The 14,725-nt window shown below is 75.7% G+C and carries 12 protein-coding genes and 3 pseudogenes; 11 read left to right on the top strand and 4 right to left on the bottom strand.

Features of this window, described 5'->3' with window-relative positions:
- Nucleotides 1–189 precede the first annotated feature (189 nt).
- On the top strand, nucleotides 190–843 hold the full coding sequence (locus ACGFIZ_RS14465; protein WP_393419306.1) for a ferritin-like fold-containing protein: 654 nt from the start codon (nucleotides 190–192) through the stop codon (nucleotides 841–843).
- 189 nt (nucleotides 844–1,032) lie between these two features.
- Here the strand turns inward: ACGFIZ_RS14465 and ACGFIZ_RS14460 are convergent, their stop codons facing one another.
- Together ACGFIZ_RS14460 and ACGFIZ_RS14455 are read right to left on the bottom strand one after the other, a co-directional pair.
- Entirely contained in the window at nucleotides 1,033–1,260 is a 228-nt protein-coding gene (locus ACGFIZ_RS14460) for a DUF3107 domain-containing protein (protein ID WP_347667617.1), read from the bottom strand.
- A 65-nt stretch (nucleotides 1,261–1,325) separates the two neighbouring features.
- A complete protein-coding gene (locus tag ACGFIZ_RS14455; protein WP_347667618.1) occupies nucleotides 1,326–1,964 on the bottom strand; it encodes a TetR/AcrR family transcriptional regulator in 639 nt (212 codons plus the stop codon).
- A 150-nt stretch (nucleotides 1,965–2,114) separates the two neighbouring features.
- Between ACGFIZ_RS14455 and ACGFIZ_RS14450 the strand changes: the two genes are divergently transcribed.
- The 6 genes and pseudogenes from ACGFIZ_RS14450 (at nucleotide 2,115) to ACGFIZ_RS14425 (ending at nucleotide 10,418) form a co-directional block, all read left to right on the top strand.
- Nucleotides 2,115–5,168, top strand: coding sequence for a hypothetical protein (locus ACGFIZ_RS14450; RefSeq protein WP_393419304.1), 3,054 nt, complete (start codon nucleotides 2,115–2,117; stop codon nucleotides 5,166–5,168).
- A 71-nt stretch (nucleotides 5,169–5,239) separates the two neighbouring features.
- Nucleotides 5,240–6,178: pseudogene (locus ACGFIZ_RS14445) on the top strand (alpha/beta fold hydrolase); the annotation flags it as partial.
- 260 nt (nucleotides 6,179–6,438) lie between these two features.
- The gene (locus tag ACGFIZ_RS14440; protein ID WP_393419302.1) at nucleotides 6,439–7,254 is read left to right on the top strand and encodes a DUF3152 domain-containing protein; all 816 of its coding nucleotides are present in this window, start codon (nucleotides 6,439–6,441) and stop codon (nucleotides 7,252–7,254) included.
- A 118-nt stretch (nucleotides 7,255–7,372) separates the two neighbouring features.
- Nucleotides 7,373–8,200: a DUF3152 domain-containing protein gene (locus tag ACGFIZ_RS14435; RefSeq protein WP_393419300.1), complete on the top strand. Its 828-nt coding sequence runs from the start codon at nucleotides 7,373–7,375 to the stop codon at nucleotides 8,198–8,200.
- 111 nt (nucleotides 8,201–8,311) lie between these two features.
- Entirely contained in the window at nucleotides 8,312–9,493 is a 1,182-nt protein-coding gene (gene moeZ, locus ACGFIZ_RS14430; protein ID WP_393419298.1) for an adenylyltransferase/sulfurtransferase MoeZ, read from the top strand.
- Nucleotides 9,494–9,596: 103 nt separating this feature from the next.
- Nucleotides 9,597–10,418, top strand: coding sequence for a prenyltransferase/squalene oxidase repeat-containing protein (locus ACGFIZ_RS14425; protein ID WP_393419296.1), 822 nt, complete (start codon nucleotides 9,597–9,599; stop codon nucleotides 10,416–10,418).
- Between the two features lie 22 nt (nucleotides 10,419–10,440).
- Here ACGFIZ_RS14425 and ACGFIZ_RS14420 read toward each other — a convergent pair whose 3' ends face one another.
- Both ACGFIZ_RS14420 and proB read right to left on the bottom strand, forming a co-directional pair.
- The gene (locus ACGFIZ_RS14420) at nucleotides 10,441–11,685 is read right to left on the bottom strand and encodes a glutamate-5-semialdehyde dehydrogenase (RefSeq protein WP_393419294.1); all 1,245 of its coding nucleotides are present in this window, start codon (nucleotides 11,683–11,685) and stop codon (nucleotides 10,441–10,443) included.
- Nucleotides 11,686–11,697: 12 nt separating this feature from the next.
- Nucleotides 11,698–12,807, bottom strand: a complete 1,110-nt coding sequence (gene proB, locus ACGFIZ_RS14415) for a glutamate 5-kinase (protein ID WP_393419292.1) — start codon at nucleotides 12,805–12,807, stop codon at nucleotides 11,698–11,700.
- A 61-nt stretch (nucleotides 12,808–12,868) separates the two neighbouring features.
- Between proB and ACGFIZ_RS14410 the strand changes: the two genes are divergently transcribed.
- The 4 genes and pseudogenes from ACGFIZ_RS14410 to ACGFIZ_RS14395 all read left to right on the top strand — a co-directional run bounded on the left by ACGFIZ_RS14410 (nucleotide 12,869) and on the right by ACGFIZ_RS14395 (nucleotide 14,473).
- On the top strand, nucleotides 12,869–13,183 hold the full coding sequence (locus ACGFIZ_RS14410) for an MGMT family protein (protein ID WP_393419290.1): 315 nt from the start codon (nucleotides 12,869–12,871) through the stop codon (nucleotides 13,181–13,183).
- 32 nt (nucleotides 13,184–13,215) lie between these two features.
- Nucleotides 13,216–13,434: pseudogene (locus ACGFIZ_RS14405) on the top strand (MFS transporter); the annotation flags it as partial.
- A 5-nt stretch (nucleotides 13,435–13,439) separates the two neighbouring features.
- Nucleotides 13,440–13,772, top strand: a pseudogene (locus ACGFIZ_RS14400) (aspartate aminotransferase family protein); the annotation flags it as partial.
- Nucleotides 13,773–13,894: 122 nt separating this feature from the next.
- Nucleotides 13,895–14,473: an NADH-quinone oxidoreductase subunit B gene (locus ACGFIZ_RS14395; RefSeq protein WP_393419288.1), complete on the top strand. Its 579-nt coding sequence runs from the start codon at nucleotides 13,895–13,897 to the stop codon at nucleotides 14,471–14,473.
- The last annotated feature ends 252 nt before the right edge of the window (nucleotides 14,474–14,725 follow it).

Here is a 14,725-nt window from a genome sequence, read left to right as displayed (position 1 = left end):
CGTGAGCGGGACTTCGATCGGTACTTCGACCAGGTCGTTGGCCCACGGCAACTGCTACATACTACCTGAACCACGTGGACGTCGTCCCTGTTCCGGGGATCGGCCCCGGCGACCCGGGCCGTCGATCGTGAGCTGCGTCACTCTCCGCTGTCGGGTTCGGGGATCTGCTGCAGGCGGTAGCCTGCGCTCGTGTCCGACCCCCACGCGCACCGCCCCGCCGTGGTCGACCTGCTCGGTCTGGTCGCCTTCGGTCAGCTGCTGGCCTTCGACCGGCTGGCCGCCGACGCCCGGCTCGCACCCGACCTGCGCCGCCGGGCCACGCTCAGCGAGATGGCCGCCGCCGAGATCGGCACCTTCCGGCGCCTCGCCGACCGGCTCGCCGCGCTCGGCGTGCCGCCAGAGGAGGCGATGACGCCGTACGTCGAGCCGCTGCAGTCGTACCACGACTCGACCGAGCCGAAGGACTGGTTGGAAGCGGTCACCAAGGCGTACGTCGGGGACGCGATCAGCGACGACTTCCTACGGGAGGTCGCCGACGCGCTCGACGAGCCGGACCGGCGGCTGGTGCTCGACGTGCTGCACGAGTCCCGGTACGTCGAGTTCGCGGCCGCAGAGATCAGGGCCGCGCTGCGGGCGGACCCGCGGGCGGCGAACCGGCTCTCGATGTGGGCGCGGCGGCTGGTCGGGGAGGCGCTCTCGCAGGCCGGGCGGGTCGCCGCCGCCGACCGGGGCGCGCTCACGGCGCTCGTCGCCCGGGGCGGCCGGGTCGACGCGCAGGAGTTGTTCGGGCGGTTGACCGCCGCGCACACCGAGCGGATTACCGCCGTCGGCCTCAACAACTGACCGTCGCTGCTGCCCGGTAGTCGGCGGTGGTGCCGGGGTCGGCGGTGGTGCCGGGGTCGACGGTGGTGCCTGGTCGCCGGCGACCGGGCGACCCGGGGGCGGGTGTGACGCCGTGTCCGCACGGGCCGGCCGAGGCGGCGGTGTCCGGGGCGGGTGCGTCCGGACCGCCCGCCCCGGACACTGGACGGATCAGCGGACGGTGAAGCCGACCGCCCGCGGCGCCGCCTCGGCGATCTCGACGTACGCGACCTTGCCGACCGGCACGACGACCCGACGGCCCTTCTCGTCCGTGAGGGAGAGCGTCCCCTCCCCGTTGGCGAGGGCGTCGGTCACGATCTGCTCGATCTCGGCCGGCGACTGCGCGCTTTCCAGAACCAGCTCGCGCGGCGCGTACTGCACGCCGATCTTGACCTCCACGGTGCCTCCTCAACTGGGGCGAAAAAGCCGCCGTGGGAAGGCTATCCGATCTCGGGGCCGGATGTTCAGGCTGACTCACCTTGCAGCGGGAAGCTGGCGATCCCGCGCCAGGACAGGGCGGCGACCAGCGCCTCGGCCTCGGCCTTGGGCACCTGCCGCCCGCCGGCCAGCCAGAACTGCGCCGCCGTCTCCGCCGCCCCGACGAGCCCGGAGGCGAGCAGCTCGGCGTGTGCCCGGCTGACCCCGGTGTCGGAGATGATCGTGTCGGTGATCGCCGCGATGCAGCCCTGTTCCACCCGTTCCACCCGCTGCCGGACGGCCGGATCGTTGCGCAGGTCGGACTCGAACACCAGGCGGAACGCCTCGCTCTCGTGGTCGACGAAGTCGAAGTACGCCCGGACCGAGGCGCTCACCCGCTCCTTGTTGTCGTTGGTGCCGCGCATCGCGTCGTGGACCTTGGCCACGATCGCGTCGCAGTGCGTGTCCAGCAGCGCCAGGTAGAGCTCCATCTTGCCCGGGAAGTGCTGGTAGAGCACCGGCTTGGAGACTCCCGCCCGCTCGGCGATGTCATCCATCGCGGCCGCGTGGTAGCCCTGCGCGACGAACACCTCCTGCGCCGCCGCGAGCAGCTGCTTGCGCCGCGCCGAACGGGGCAGGCGCGTGGGCCGGCCGGCGGTCTGAGCGCCGTTCCCCACAGCCGACATTGGGAACCTCCGAGTTTGTTCGTACGAGCCGGCACTTTTCCCACGAACCGGTCGGGGTCGGTGGAGCCCGGCCGGAATTGGCCCGCCGCTGTAACTTATCGCCACTGTCACCACACGGTAGCCTCAGCGGGGGCGACCAAGGAGCGCGCGGTGAGTGAAACAGGGCAACCCGGTGCCGCCACCCCGGGAGAGCACGGCGACGGGACGGGTCAGCAGGATGACCTGGCCCGTTCCGGCAACGGGTGGGCGCCCTCGGCGGCCGAGTGGGCCAGCGACGGCGACGCCGCCGGGCCGCGGGAGGGCCTGCCGTGGCGGCGGGCCGAGGCGGCCTCCGGCTGGGCGGCCTCGTCGCCGCGCCACGGTGACCTGCCCGCTCCGCTGCCCGCCCCGGACGCGGAGCCGCCGACCCGGATCAACGGCCACCCGCACGACAACGGCGTGAGCCGGGCCGGTCAGGAGCCGTCCGTGGTCCGCCAGACCCCCGTCAGCGCGCCGCCGGTCCGCCAGACCCCCGTCAGCGCGCCGCCGGTCCGCCAGACCCCCGTCAGCGCGCCGCCGGTCCGCGAGACCGACGGCGACCGGCTGGCCGTCCCGGCCCAGCGGCCCGCCCCGGCCGTGGAACGCTCGGCCGGCCCGCCACACGGCGTCGCCGAGGCGGACGGTCCCGCCCGACACGCCTCCGAGGAGCCGCCGGCGTCCCGTGCCGGCCGCTGGTCGGACCCGGGTATCCCGTCCTCCGCGCCGCCCGCCGTGCAGGTACCGCCGGTCGGCACCGCCGCGTCCGGCTTCGAGGTGCCGCCCGGCCTGCACGCCCCCGTCGCCGAACGGTCCGGCCAGGAGCCCGGGCCGTCCGCCGGCGCCGCGTCCGGCTGGACGGACCGGCTGCCGCCCGACGAGCCGGACCCGCGCGTCGGTCCGCCCGCCGAGTCCGCCTACCCGTCCCTTCACGACCGCCCGGCCTATCCCGCCGGGGAGGACCGCGCCGGGTACCCGCCCGCCGCCGACGAGCGCGCGACGCCGCCGGAGCCGGGCTGGGCCGGCCCGGACTGGAACCGGCCGAGCTGGGGCGGAGCCTGGGCGCCGCCCTGGTCCCGCGAGGAGGCCACACCCGTCGGCCGGCGGTCCCGCGACGAGGACGAGCCCGTCGGCCGGCGGTCCCGCGACGACGAGGCGAGCCGGTGGTCCCGTGCGGACGAGCCGGTTGGCTGGCGGTCCCGTGACGAGGATGAGCCGGTCGGTCGGCGGTCCCGCGACGGGGATGAGCCGGTCGGTCGGCGGTCCCGCGACGAGGGCGAGCCGGTCGGCCGGCGGTCCCGCGAGGACCGGGTTCCCGGGTGGGCCCCGGAGCCGAACCGGGCGTACGGGCCGGAGCCGAACCGGGCGTACGGGCCGGAGCCGAACCGGGCGTACGAGCCGGAGCCGGGCCGGGCGTACGAGCCGGAGCCGAACCGGGCGTACGGGCCGGAGCCGGGCCGGGGGCACGAATCCCAGCCGGACCGGGCATATGAGCCCGAGCCGGGCCGGGGATACGAACCGGCACGCGGCGAGCCGACCCGGAGCGAGCCGCACCGGGGCGAGCCGACGCGGCCGTACCAGCCGCTGCGCGCCGAGGCCGCCCGGCCGTACGAAGTCGGCCGCACCGAGCCCGACCCGCGGCCCGGGTACGAAGTCGGCCGCACCGAGCCCGACTCGCGGCCCGGGTACGAGCCCGCCGCCCAGCCCGACCCGGAGCCGGTCGACCGGCCGGCCTGGGCCGGAAGGCGCATCCCGTCGGCTCCGGCCGGCCCGCCCCCGCCCGTGCGCGACCCGGCCGCCGCGGTCGACCCGGCCGACGTGCCCGCCGTGCGGCCGTTCCGCCTGCGCCGGGTTCCCGAGGACACGCCGCCCACCGACCTGTCCGGCAACCCGCCGACCCTCACGGGTGCCGGGCCGGCCGCCGAACCCGTCCCCGGCCGGCCCGACCGGGGCTTCCCCGCGTCCGCCCCGACGAGCACACCCCCGTACGCGGCCCGCCGGTCCGCGCCCGACCCGACCGCCCCGGTCACGCCGGCGGAGGAGGACCAGCGGCGGGACCTGGCCCAGGCGGCGTTGCCGCAGCGCGTCCCCGCCGAGCCGGACGTGCCCGTCGGGCCGGAGCCGTCAGCCGGGCAACCTCCGGCCGAAGCCCCCCAACTCGCCCGCATCGCCACCCACCTGCGGCGCGACGACGAGCCCGCCCCGCCGCAGGAGCGGCCGGAGGGGTTCGACGTCAACGCGATCCTCGACGCCGTCCGGGGCGTGGCCGGTGTGCGGGACGCCTCGCTGCGGCGTACGCCGGCCGGCGCGCACAGCCTCCGGCTCGACCTCGCCGACGGCGCGGACGCGGCCGAGGTCAGCCGGCTGGTGGCCCGACTGCTCCAGGAGCGGATGGGGCTGGCCGCCGCCCCGCAGAACGTCCCCGGGCGGCCCAGCGGCCCGCCCCCGCCCGTGCGTCGGCGCACCGCCGAGCCGCGGGCCGACAACCGAGGCCCCGAGGCCCGGACCGGGAGCCGGGAGGGCCGTACGGGCACCGACGCGCCCACCCGCGTCGAGCGCCGTGCCGACACCCCGGGGGACCCGCCGCGCCGGCGCCGCCAGGGGGTCGTGCCCAGGGGCCGGGCCGCTGTGGAGGAGCCGGGTCAGCTCCCGCCCGCCGTCGCGACCGCCCCGGCCGGGGCCGCCACCGGCAGCCCGGCGACGCTCGCCGCCTCGTACTCGGGCGGGCAGCTGACCACGACGGAGACCGCGCCGTCGCGACCGCTGGACACCGGCGGCGTGCCCGGGCCCCGCGTGGTGATCGACCACGTCCAGGTGAGCACGTTCGGCCTGGACGCCAACGTGGAGGTCCGCCTCCTCGCCGGGACGGAGAACGCGGCCGGGTACGCCACCGGGCCGGCGGTCGACGGCTACGTGCTGCGGCTCTGCGCGGTCGCCGCCGCGGCGGCGGTGGACCAGCTGCTGCGCGGCGGGGAGCCGGTGGCCGACCGGGGTCGGTGCTTCGTCGAGCACGCGGCGGTGCTGCCGTTCGGCAACTGCGAGGTCGCGACCGTGGTGGTGCTGCTGGTCTGCCACGGCTGGGTCGAGCAGCTCGCCGGGTCGGCGCTGGTCGCCGGGGACCCGCGGCAGGCGATCGTCCGGGCCACCCTGTCGGCGGTGAACCGGCGGCTGGAGGCGCTGCTCGCCTGACTGTGAGCATGGCGGGGTCGCGGCGGGAGCGGCGGCCTGCCGGGCCGGTCGCGCCCGGGCAGACTGGGGGCATGAAGCGCGCCACCCTCGGGCCGGAGCATCTCCTTCCGGAGCACGGCACCCCACCGCCCTGGCCCGGCCGGGAGGTACGCCTCGACGGCACGGTCACCTACGTCCGGGACACCCCGGCCACCGCCGCCGGGGCGGAGCCGGCGCTCTACGTGCACGGCCTCGGCGGGTCGTCGCAGAACTGGACCGACCTCGCGGGGCTGCTCGCCGGCCGGCTCGACGGCCAGGCCATCGACCTGCCCGGGTTCGGGCACAGCGAGCCGGGGCAGCGGTACACCGTCCCGGCCTTCGCCGACCGGGTGGTCCGCTGGATCGAGCACTCCGGCCGCGGGCCGGTGCACCTGTTCGGCAACTCGCTGGGCGGGGCGATCTCCGTACGGGTGGCGGCGCTGCGCCCCGACCTGGTGCGCACCCTGACGCTGGTCTCCCCGGCGCTGCCGTTCCTCGACTTCCGCCGCTCGCTGCAGGGCCGGATGCTGCCGCTGCTGGCCGTGCCGCGGGGTGAACGCCTGGCCGCGTGGCACCTGGCCCGGCTCGACCCGGAGGTGATGGCGCAGCAGGTGATGGAGTCCTGCGTGGCCGACCTGACCCGGATCAGCGAGCAGCGCCGGCAGGAGGTGCTGGAGGAGATCCGGGTGCGCCACCAGGCCGCCCACCACGCCGCCGCGTACGTCCGCACCTTCCGGGGTCTGGTCTCCAGCTTCCTGCGCGCGTACCTGCCCGGGTCGGGGTCGCTGTGGCGGCTCGCCGCGGCGGTGCGCGTGCCGACGCTGGTGATCGGCGGTACGCACGACCGGCTGGTCGACGTGCGCGTCGCCCCGCAGGCCGCCCGGATGATCCCGGACAGCCGGCTGCTGATGCTCGACGGGGTCGGGCACGTGGCCCAGCTCGAGGTGCCCCGCACGGTGGCCCGGGCGGTGCTCGGGCTGCTCGCCGAGGCCGCCGGACAACCAGTCGAGGACAGCATGGCGCGGCTCGCCGGGGCGGAAGGCAGCATGGCGCGGCTCGCCGGGGCGGAAGGCAGCATGGCGCGGCTCGCCGGGGTGGAGGGGAGCGTGACGCAGCTCGCCGGAACGGAGGACAGCGCCGTGCGGAGCGACGTGACAGGCTGACCGGGATGTCCGCGCCCCGCCGCCGTCACGGCTGTCCGACGGCCACCTACCAACCGACCAGGCCGGCCGCCCGACGGCGGCGTCGGACCGTGCTTCCACTGGTTGCGCTCGCCGCGGCTCTGCTGGCCGGTGCCGCGCTGCTGCTGGCCCGTCCGGCGCTGGACGCCGGAGCGGCGGACCGTCCGCCGGCCGAGAACGAGGTGGTGGCCGCGGCGGACCAGTTCGGCGACCCGTCGCTGGAACCGACCCCCGCCGCGTCGCCGTCCGTGAGCCCCGACCCGGTGGAACCGTCGCCGGTGCTCCGGCTGCCCGGCCCGGTGCCCTCGGCCGGTTCGGGCCGCTTCCGGTACGACGACCGGGCCGGCGCGGTGTTGGGCGAGTCGGGGACGCTGCAGCACTACCGGGTGGCCGTCGAGGAGGGCTCGGACGAGGACGTGCACGCCTTCGGCACGGCGGTGGAGGAGGCGCTGACCGGGCCGGGCAGTTGGGTGGACAGCGGCCGGCTGCGGTTGCAGCGGGTGCCCGGCGACGCCCGGCACGACTTCACCGTCTACCTCGCCACCGCCCGCACGGCCGGCCGGATGTGCCTGGCCGTCGGGGTGGACGTCCGGGTCGGCGGCCGGTGGTACACGTCGTGCCGGGGGCCGGGCAAGGTGATCATCAACCTGGACCGCTGGCGGAGCTCCGTGCCGCACTACGTGTCGGCGAAGGTGCCGTTGTCGGTCTACCGGACGTACGTGGTGAACCACGAGGTGGGGCACCAGTTGGGGCACCGGCACGAGCGCTGCCCGAAGCGGGGCCGGCCGGCGCCGGTGATGATGCAGCAGACGCTGTTCCTCAACGGCTGCGTGGCCAACCCGTGGCCGTACCTGGACGGCCGCCGGTACGCCGGCCCGCCGCTCTGACCGGCCCGCCGCTCTGACCGGTCACCCGCTCTCACCGGCCGCCGCCAATCCGAGTGATTTTCGCGGTATGCGTCGGAACGGCCCTGATACGTCCCGGTTCGCCTGGCACGCTGAGGGCATGAGCCTCTCGTCCCATCCCGGCCCGTCCGGTCCCGCCCGTCCGTCCCCGGACGGCGGCACCCGCGCGCGGCGGCCGGGCCGGCGTACGTTGCTCGGCGGCCTCGCGGCGCTGGTGGCGGTCGGCGCCGGCGCGGCCCTGGTCCTCGGCGGCGGGCCGGCGTCCGGCCCGGCCGGCCCCCACGCGACCCACGTCGCGCGGCAGTCCGGGGCGAGCGGCCCGGCCGGGGCGACCGACCGGGCGGCGTCGCGCGGCTGGCCGAGCAGCGGGGCCGGGCAGTTCGCCGGGGCGGAGGGGGAGTCGCCGGTCCGGGGCGGCGGCGGGCCGCTGCGCCGCTACCGGGTGGCCGTCGAGAACGGCGTCGGGCAGGACGCGGACGCGTTCGCGGCCACGGTCGACGAGGTGCTGGGCGACCCGCGCAGCTGGATCGCCTCCGGCGAGCTGCGGTTGCAGCGGGTGGCCGACCGGGCGGCCGACTTCACGGTCTACCTGGCCACCCCGGCCACCTCCGAGCGGATGTGCGCGCTGGGCGGGCTGACCACCGACGGGTACACCTCCTGCCGGCTGCCCGGCCAGGTGATCATCAATCTGGCCAGGTGGATGGAGGCCGTCCCCGACTACGGCGCCCCGCTGGACGTCTACCGGACCTACGTGGTCAACCACGAGGTGGGCCACGAACTCGGCGAGGTGCACCAGGCCTGCCCCGGGCCCGGGGCGCCCGCGCCGGTGATGCAGCAGCAGACGTACGGGCTGGACGGCTGTGTCGCCAATCCCTGGCCCTACCTCGACGGACGGCGGTACGAGGGCGAGCCGGTCGGCGGGATCTGACGTATTCCCGCTCCCGCATGTCGGTCGACGTGTCTCTGCTCATGGCCGACAGGCCCCCCGACGAGTGACAATGGCGCGGTTCACCGTCCGTCGATCCCGGGGAGTCCCACCGTGTCGCTGCCCCCGCTCGTCGAGCCCGCCGCCGAGCTGACCGTAGACGAGATCCGCCGATACTCGCGCCACCTGATCATCCCCGACGTGGGTGTCGAGGGGCAGAAGCGGCTGAAGAACGCCCGGGTGCTGTGTGTCGGCGCCGGCGGCCTCGGCTCGCCGGCCCTGATGTACCTGGCCGCCGCCGGCGTGGGGGCGCTGGGCATCATCGACTTCGACACCGTCGACGAGTCGAACCTCCAGCGCCAGATCATCCACGGCGTCTCCGACGTCGGCCGGTCCAAGGCGGAGTCCGCCGCCGCGTCGATCCGTGAGATCAACCCGCTGGTCAACGTCGAGATCCACAACACCGCGCTGGACCGCGACAACGTGCGGGAGATCTTCTCCCAGTACGACCTGATCGTCGACGGCACCGACAACTTCGCCACCCGGTACATGGTCAACGACGCGGCGGTGCTGCTCGGCAAGCCGTACGTCTGGGGGTCGATCTACCGGTTCGACGGCCAGGCGTCGGTGTTCTGGGCGGAGCACGGCCCCTGCTACCGCTGCCTCTACCCGGAGCCCCCGCCGCCCGGCATGGTCCCCTCCTGCGCCGAGGGCGGCGTGCTCGGCGTGCTCTGCGCGTCGATCGGTTCGATCCAGGTGAACGAGGCGATCAAGCTGCTCGCCGGCATCGGCGAGCCGCTGGTCGGCCGGCTCATGGTCTACGACGCCCTGGAGATGACGTACCGCAAGATCAAGGTACGTAAGGACCCGAACTGCGCGCTCTGCGGCGAGAACCCGACGGTCACGGACCTGCTGGAGGACTACGAGGACTTCTGCGGCGCCGTCTCCGAGGAGGCCCAGGAGGCGGTGGTCGACGCGACCATCACCGCGCTGGAGCTCAAGGACTGGCAGGACGCCGGCAAGGACATCTTCCTGGTCGACGTCCGCGAGCCCGCCGAGTACGAGATCGTCCGGATCCCGGGCGCCACGCTGATCCCCAAGGGCGAGATCCTCTCCGGCGCCGCGCTGTCGCGGCTGCCGCAGGACCGGCAGATCGTGCTGCACTGCAAGTCCGGGGTCCGCTCCGCCGAGGCGCTCGCCGCCGTCAAGGCGGCCGGCTTCCGGGACGCGGTGCACGTCCAGGGCGGCGTGCTGTCCTGGATCAAGCAGGTCGATCCCTCCCTGCCCGCGTACTGACCCGAAAGGGGCCCCTTCCGGTACGGGAGGGGCCCCTCTTCGCAGCTGTCGGTCGTCCGACCGTCCGAGGTGGGGACGCGTTTGCGCCGGTAGCGTGACCGCCGTGGTCGACTTGGACGCCGCTATCGGCTTCGTGGTGGCGCACGGCGACGCGGTGGACCGCGCCCGGCTCTCCTGGCTGCGCACGGGTGCCGCGCCGCCCCCGGAACTGCTCGACACCGTCGAGGTCGGCCAGCTGCCCGGCGGCGGCTGGCCGGCGGTCTGGGCCGGCGACGTCGCCTCGGTCGACGCCACCTGCTTCCGCCTCGCGGAGCTGGACGACCTGGGCGCCCTCGGCCGCCCGGCCGCCCGCCGGGCGCTGGACTGGCTGGCCGCCCGCCAGCAGCCCGACGGCGGCTGGGAGGAGGACCCGGCCCTCGCCGACGCCGCCCCCGAGTGGGCCCGGCCGGGCGACCCGGAGGCCCGCCTCTACCTGACCGCAAACGCCGGCTTCTGGCTGACCGTCGCCGGCCTGGACGCGCGGGCCGCCGGGCCGCTCGACCACCGGGTCGGCGGCGCGTACGCGGGCGTGGTGCACGCCGCCGCCCAGGCGCTCGCCGGCCAGCTGCACCCGGACGGGAGCTGGCCGTCGTACCTGGCGACGGGCTGGCTGAGCGCGGCGGTGCTGCACCGGCAGGAGATGTTCTACGAGTCGGCCCGGATCCAGGTGGTGCTGGCCGACCGGCTGCCGGGGATCTCCCCCGCCAACGCCGCCTGGCTGGCCGCCACCCTGCGCCGCGTCGGCGTGGACGAGCAGCACTGGACGCTGGTCGCCGCGCGCCGCCGGCTGGCCGAGACCCAGCGCAGCGACGGCGGCTGGGAGAGCGACGAGGGGCCCCAGTTCGACGTGCACACGACCCTCGCCGCCATCCGCGCCTGCCGCTGACCGGGCTGCCCGCCCGCCTTCCTTACCCCCGCAGGTGACCGTCGCCGGTCACCACGTACTTCGTGGAGGTCAGCTCGGGCAGACCCATCGGGCCCCGGGCGTGCAGCTTCTGGGTGGAGATGCCGATCTCCGCGCCGAAGCCGAACTCGCCGCCGTCGGTGAAGCGGGTCGAGGCGTTGACCATGACGGCCGCCGCGTCCACCCGGGCCACGAACTCCCGGGCCGCGCCGGCCGAGTCGGTGACGATGGCCTCGGTGTGGCCGGTGCCGTACCGGCGGATGTGGGTGACCGCCGCGTCGAGCGAGTCGACGACGGCGACCGAGATGTCGGCCGACAGGTACTCGGCGGCGAAGTCCTCCTCGGTGGCCGGCACCACCGCGTCCGAGTACGCCGCCACCCGGGCGTCGCCGTGCACCGTCACCCCGGCCTCGGCGAACGCCGCCAGCACCGGCGGCAGGAAGGCGTCCGCGACTCCCGCGTGCACCAGCAGCGACTCGGCCGTGTTGCAGGTCGACAGGCGCTGCGTCTTGGCGTTCAGGGTGATCGCGACGGCCTTGGTCACCTCGGCGGCGGCGTCGACGTACACGTGGCAGTTGCCCACCCCCGTCTCGATCACCGGCACGGTCGACTCCTCGACCACCGTGCGGATCAGCGACGCCCCGCCGCGCGGGATCAGCACGTCCACCAGGCCCCGGGCCCGCATCAGCTCCTTGACCGAGTCGCGGGAGGAGGCGTCGAGCAGCTGCACCGCGTCCGCCGGCAGGCCGGCCGAGGCGACCGCGTCCCGCAGCACCGCCACCAGCGCGGCGTTGGAGCCGGCAGCCGAGGAGGAGCCGCGCAGCAGCGCCGCGTTGCCGGACTTCAGGCAGATCCCGGCGGCGTCCACGGTCACGTTGGGGCGGGCCTCGTAGATGATGCCGACCACCCCGAACGGCACCCGGACCTGCCGCAGCTCCAGCCCGTTGGGCAGGGTCGAACCGCGGACCACCTCGCCCACCGGGTCGGGCAGCGCGGCCATCTCGCGCAGCGCGTCGGCGATGCCGGCCACCCGGCCCGCGTCGAGGGCGAGCCGGTCCAGCACGGCCGCGCTCAGCCCGGCCTCGCGCCCGGCCGCCAGGTCCGTCGCGTTCGCGGCGAGGATCTCCGGGGTACGCGCCACGAGCGCGTCCGCCATCGCCACCAGTGCGGCGTCCTTCACCGTACGGGTGGCGACGGCCAGTGCCTCCGCCGCGTCCCGCGCCCGGCGCGCCTGCTCCACCACGCTCATCCTGCACTCCTCCTACAGCAGCACCAGGTCGTCGCGGTGGACGACCTCACGTTCGTACGCCGGGCCGAGGGCCGCGGCCAGTTCGCCCGTCGAGCGGCCGAGCAGCCCGGGCAGCTCCACCGCGTCGTAGTTGACCAGTCCCCGGGCGACCGGCGCGCCCCCGGCGTCGACCAGGTCGACGGGGTCGCCCGCGGTGAACGCCCCGTCCACGGCGGTGATGCCGGCCGGCAGCAGGGACTTGCGCCGGCGTACCACCGCCGCGACGGCGCCCTCGTCGAGGTGCAGCCGGCCGCGCGGCGTGGTGGCGTGGGCCAGCCAGAACAGCCGGGCGGCGGGCCGCTGCCGCTCGGCGTGGAACAGGGTCCCGACGCCCTTGCCGGCCAGCGCCCCGGCGGCCAGGGACGCGGCGGTGAGCACCACCGGGATGCCGAAGCCGGTGGCGATCCGGGCCGCCTCGACCTTGGTGACCATGCCGCCGGTGCCGACCCCGGCCCGGCCGGCGCCGCCGATCTCGACCCCGGCCAGGTCGCGTGCGTCGCGGACCTCGGCGATCCGGGTGGACTCCGGCCGGGCCGGGTCGCCGGTCCACAGCGCGTCGACGTCCGACAGGAGCACCAGCAGGTCGGCGTGCACCAGCGCCGCCACCAGGGCGGCGAGCCGGTCGTTGTCGCCGAAGCGGATCTCCTCGGTGGCCACCGTGTCGTTCTCGTTGACGATCGGCACCGCGCGCAGGTCGAGCAGCTTGCGCAGGGTCCGGTACGCGTTGCGGTAGTGCGCCCGCCGGGTCACGTCGTCGACGGTGAGCAGCACCTGCCCGACGGTCAGCCGGTGCCGGGCGAAGCCGGCCGCGTACCGCCCGATCAGCAGGCCCTGGCCGACGCTGGCGGCGGCCTGCTGGGTGGCCAGGTCGCGCGGGCGCCGGGTGAGCCCGAGCGGCGCGAGCCCGGCGGCGATGGCCCCGGAGGACACCAGCACCACCTCGCGGCCGTCGGCGGCGAGTGCGGCCAGCGTGTCGACCAGCGCGTCGACCCGCGCGTCGTCCAGCCCCCCGGCCGCGGTGGTCAGCGAGGACGAGCCGACCTTGACGACGATCCTCCGGGCTGAGGTGACTGCTTCGCGCACCCGCCCATTCTGCGCGCTCGGGTCCGTCGGGCCCCGTGGCGTTCCCATATCGTGGCAGCTCATGACACCTGATGAGTACGTCGAGGCGGTGCTGGAACTCGTCGAGCGCATCCCGCCGGGCCGGGTGATGTCGTACGGGGCGGTCGCCGACGCGCTCGCCGAGCGCTCCGGCCGGGCGTCCGCCCGGCTGGTCGGGTCGATCATGGCCCGGCACGGCGGTGGGGTGCCGTGGCACCGGGTGGTGAACGCGGCGGGCCGGCTGCCGCCCGGGCACGAGGTCGAGGCGCGGGCCCGACTGCGGGCGGAGGGCTGCCCGCTGCGCCCGTCCAGGGTGGACATGTCGGCAGCCTGCTGGTCCCCGAACGAGGGGGTGTGACCCGGCACACAACGTGAGTACGATTCGGCCCCATGGACGGGTCTGGGCGGCTGCCGCGCCGGGTGCACACCGGGTTCGCGCTGGGCTCGCTGGCGACCGGGGCCTTCAACACCGTGCCGGGGCTGCTGCTCCTGCCGTACCTGACCGACACGCTCGGCGTCGCGGCGGGGCTCGGCGCCCTGCTGGTGCTCCTGCCGAAGGCGTGGGACGTACTGATCAACCCCGTCGTCGGCCGGATCTCCGACCGCACGGCGACCTGCCGGCCAGCGTGCACCTCACGGTGACCGCCGCGGTGGCCCCCCGGGTGGCGGAGTTCCGCGCGGACCTGGCCGAGGCGGTGGCGGCGGCCCGGGCAGCCGGCCCGCTCGAACTGCCCGGGGAGCTGGCCGCCCTCGCGGCCGCGCTCACCCCCGATGCGCTCACCCCGGAACTGGTCGCCGGACTCGCCGCCGGCCTGGGCCTGGTCGGCGGGGGCGGGGCGCCGGACCGGATGGCGCCGGTGAACGCCCTGCTGAACGCCGCCCCGCCGGCGGTGCGGGAGCGGCTGCTGGTCGAGTTCGTCGGCCTGCTGCAACGCCCGGCGTACTGAGGACCTGCTGTTACGCCCGGTGTCCTGAGGGCCTGCCGCGCCGGCCGGCGCACCGAAGGGTCGCCCCGGCCGGCACCGGCGGCGGCTGTGGTTGACTGGCGGGGGAGCGGAAGGGGACGGTCGTGCAGCTGCCGGCAGTGCTGGGGGAGCCGATCCGGTTCGTGCTGAACTGGGGCCGCCGCTACTCGCTGTGGGTGTTCAACTTCGGCCTGGCCTGCTGTGCGATCGAGTTCATCGCCACCAGCATGGGCCGGCACGACTTCATGCGGCTCGGCGTGATCCCGTTCGCCCACGGCCCGCGGCAGGCCGACCTGATGGTGGTCTCCGGCACGGTCACCGACAAGATGGCCCCGGCGATCAAGCGGCTCTACGACCAGATGCCCGAGCCGAAGTACGTCATCTCGTTCGGCGCCTGCTCCAACTGCGGCGGCCCGTACTGGGACTCGTACTCGGTGACCAAGGGCGTCGACCAGCTCATCCCCGTCGACGTCTACGTGCCCGGCTGCCCGCCCCGGCCGGAGGCGCTGCTGCACGGCATCCTGCGCCTCCAGGAGAAGATCGCCGCCGAGCGGTCCGGCCTCGGCGGGGTCGCCCGGCCCGACCCGCTCGCCCCGCCGTCCGACACCGGACCGGGCGCCGCTCAGCCGCCGCGCCCGGTGGACTCACTGACCGCCCCCCCGGTCCGCCCCCCAACAACCTGACCCACCCCACCCCACCCCTCGCGATCTTGCACTTTTGGCCCCCGGCGAAGGTGGCAAGACGCGCATATCGATGGCCTGAAGTGCAAGATCGGCGCACGTCAACCTCTGTCGGCTCGGCTCGCCCGCGAGCCGCCCGCTGGCACGCCGGGGCTAGCCTCAACGTCGCTCGGTTAAGGCGTTGTGGCGGCTGTCGAGGGGTGTGTCGCTCAGGCAAACAGAAGCGGAGTTCCGGTATTGAGGTGAGTCACTCCA

Source organism: Micromonospora sp. NPDC048830 (assembly GCF_043198215.1).
GTDB lineage: Bacteria > Actinomycetota > Actinomycetes > Mycobacteriales > Micromonosporaceae > Micromonospora.
This window is presented reverse-complemented; position numbering and strand designations above follow the sequence as displayed.

Excerpts from the sequence above, each read along its gene's own strand:
- ACGFIZ_RS14455 (WP_347667618.1), bottom strand. The coding sequence starts at position 1,964 with ATGTCGGCTGTGGGGAACGGCGCTCAGACCGCCGGCCGGCCCACGCGC.
- ACGFIZ_RS14435 (WP_393419300.1), top strand. The coding sequence starts at position 7,373 with ATGAGCCTCTCGTCCCATCCCGGCCCGTCCGGTCCCGCCCGTCCGTCC.
- ACGFIZ_RS14420 (WP_393419294.1), bottom strand. The coding sequence starts at position 11,685 with ATGAGCGTGGTGGAGCAGGCGCGCCGGGCGCGGGACGCGGCGGAGGCA.
- ACGFIZ_RS14410 (WP_393419290.1), top strand. The coding sequence starts at position 12,869 with ATGACACCTGATGAGTACGTCGAGGCGGTGCTGGAACTCGTCGAGCGC.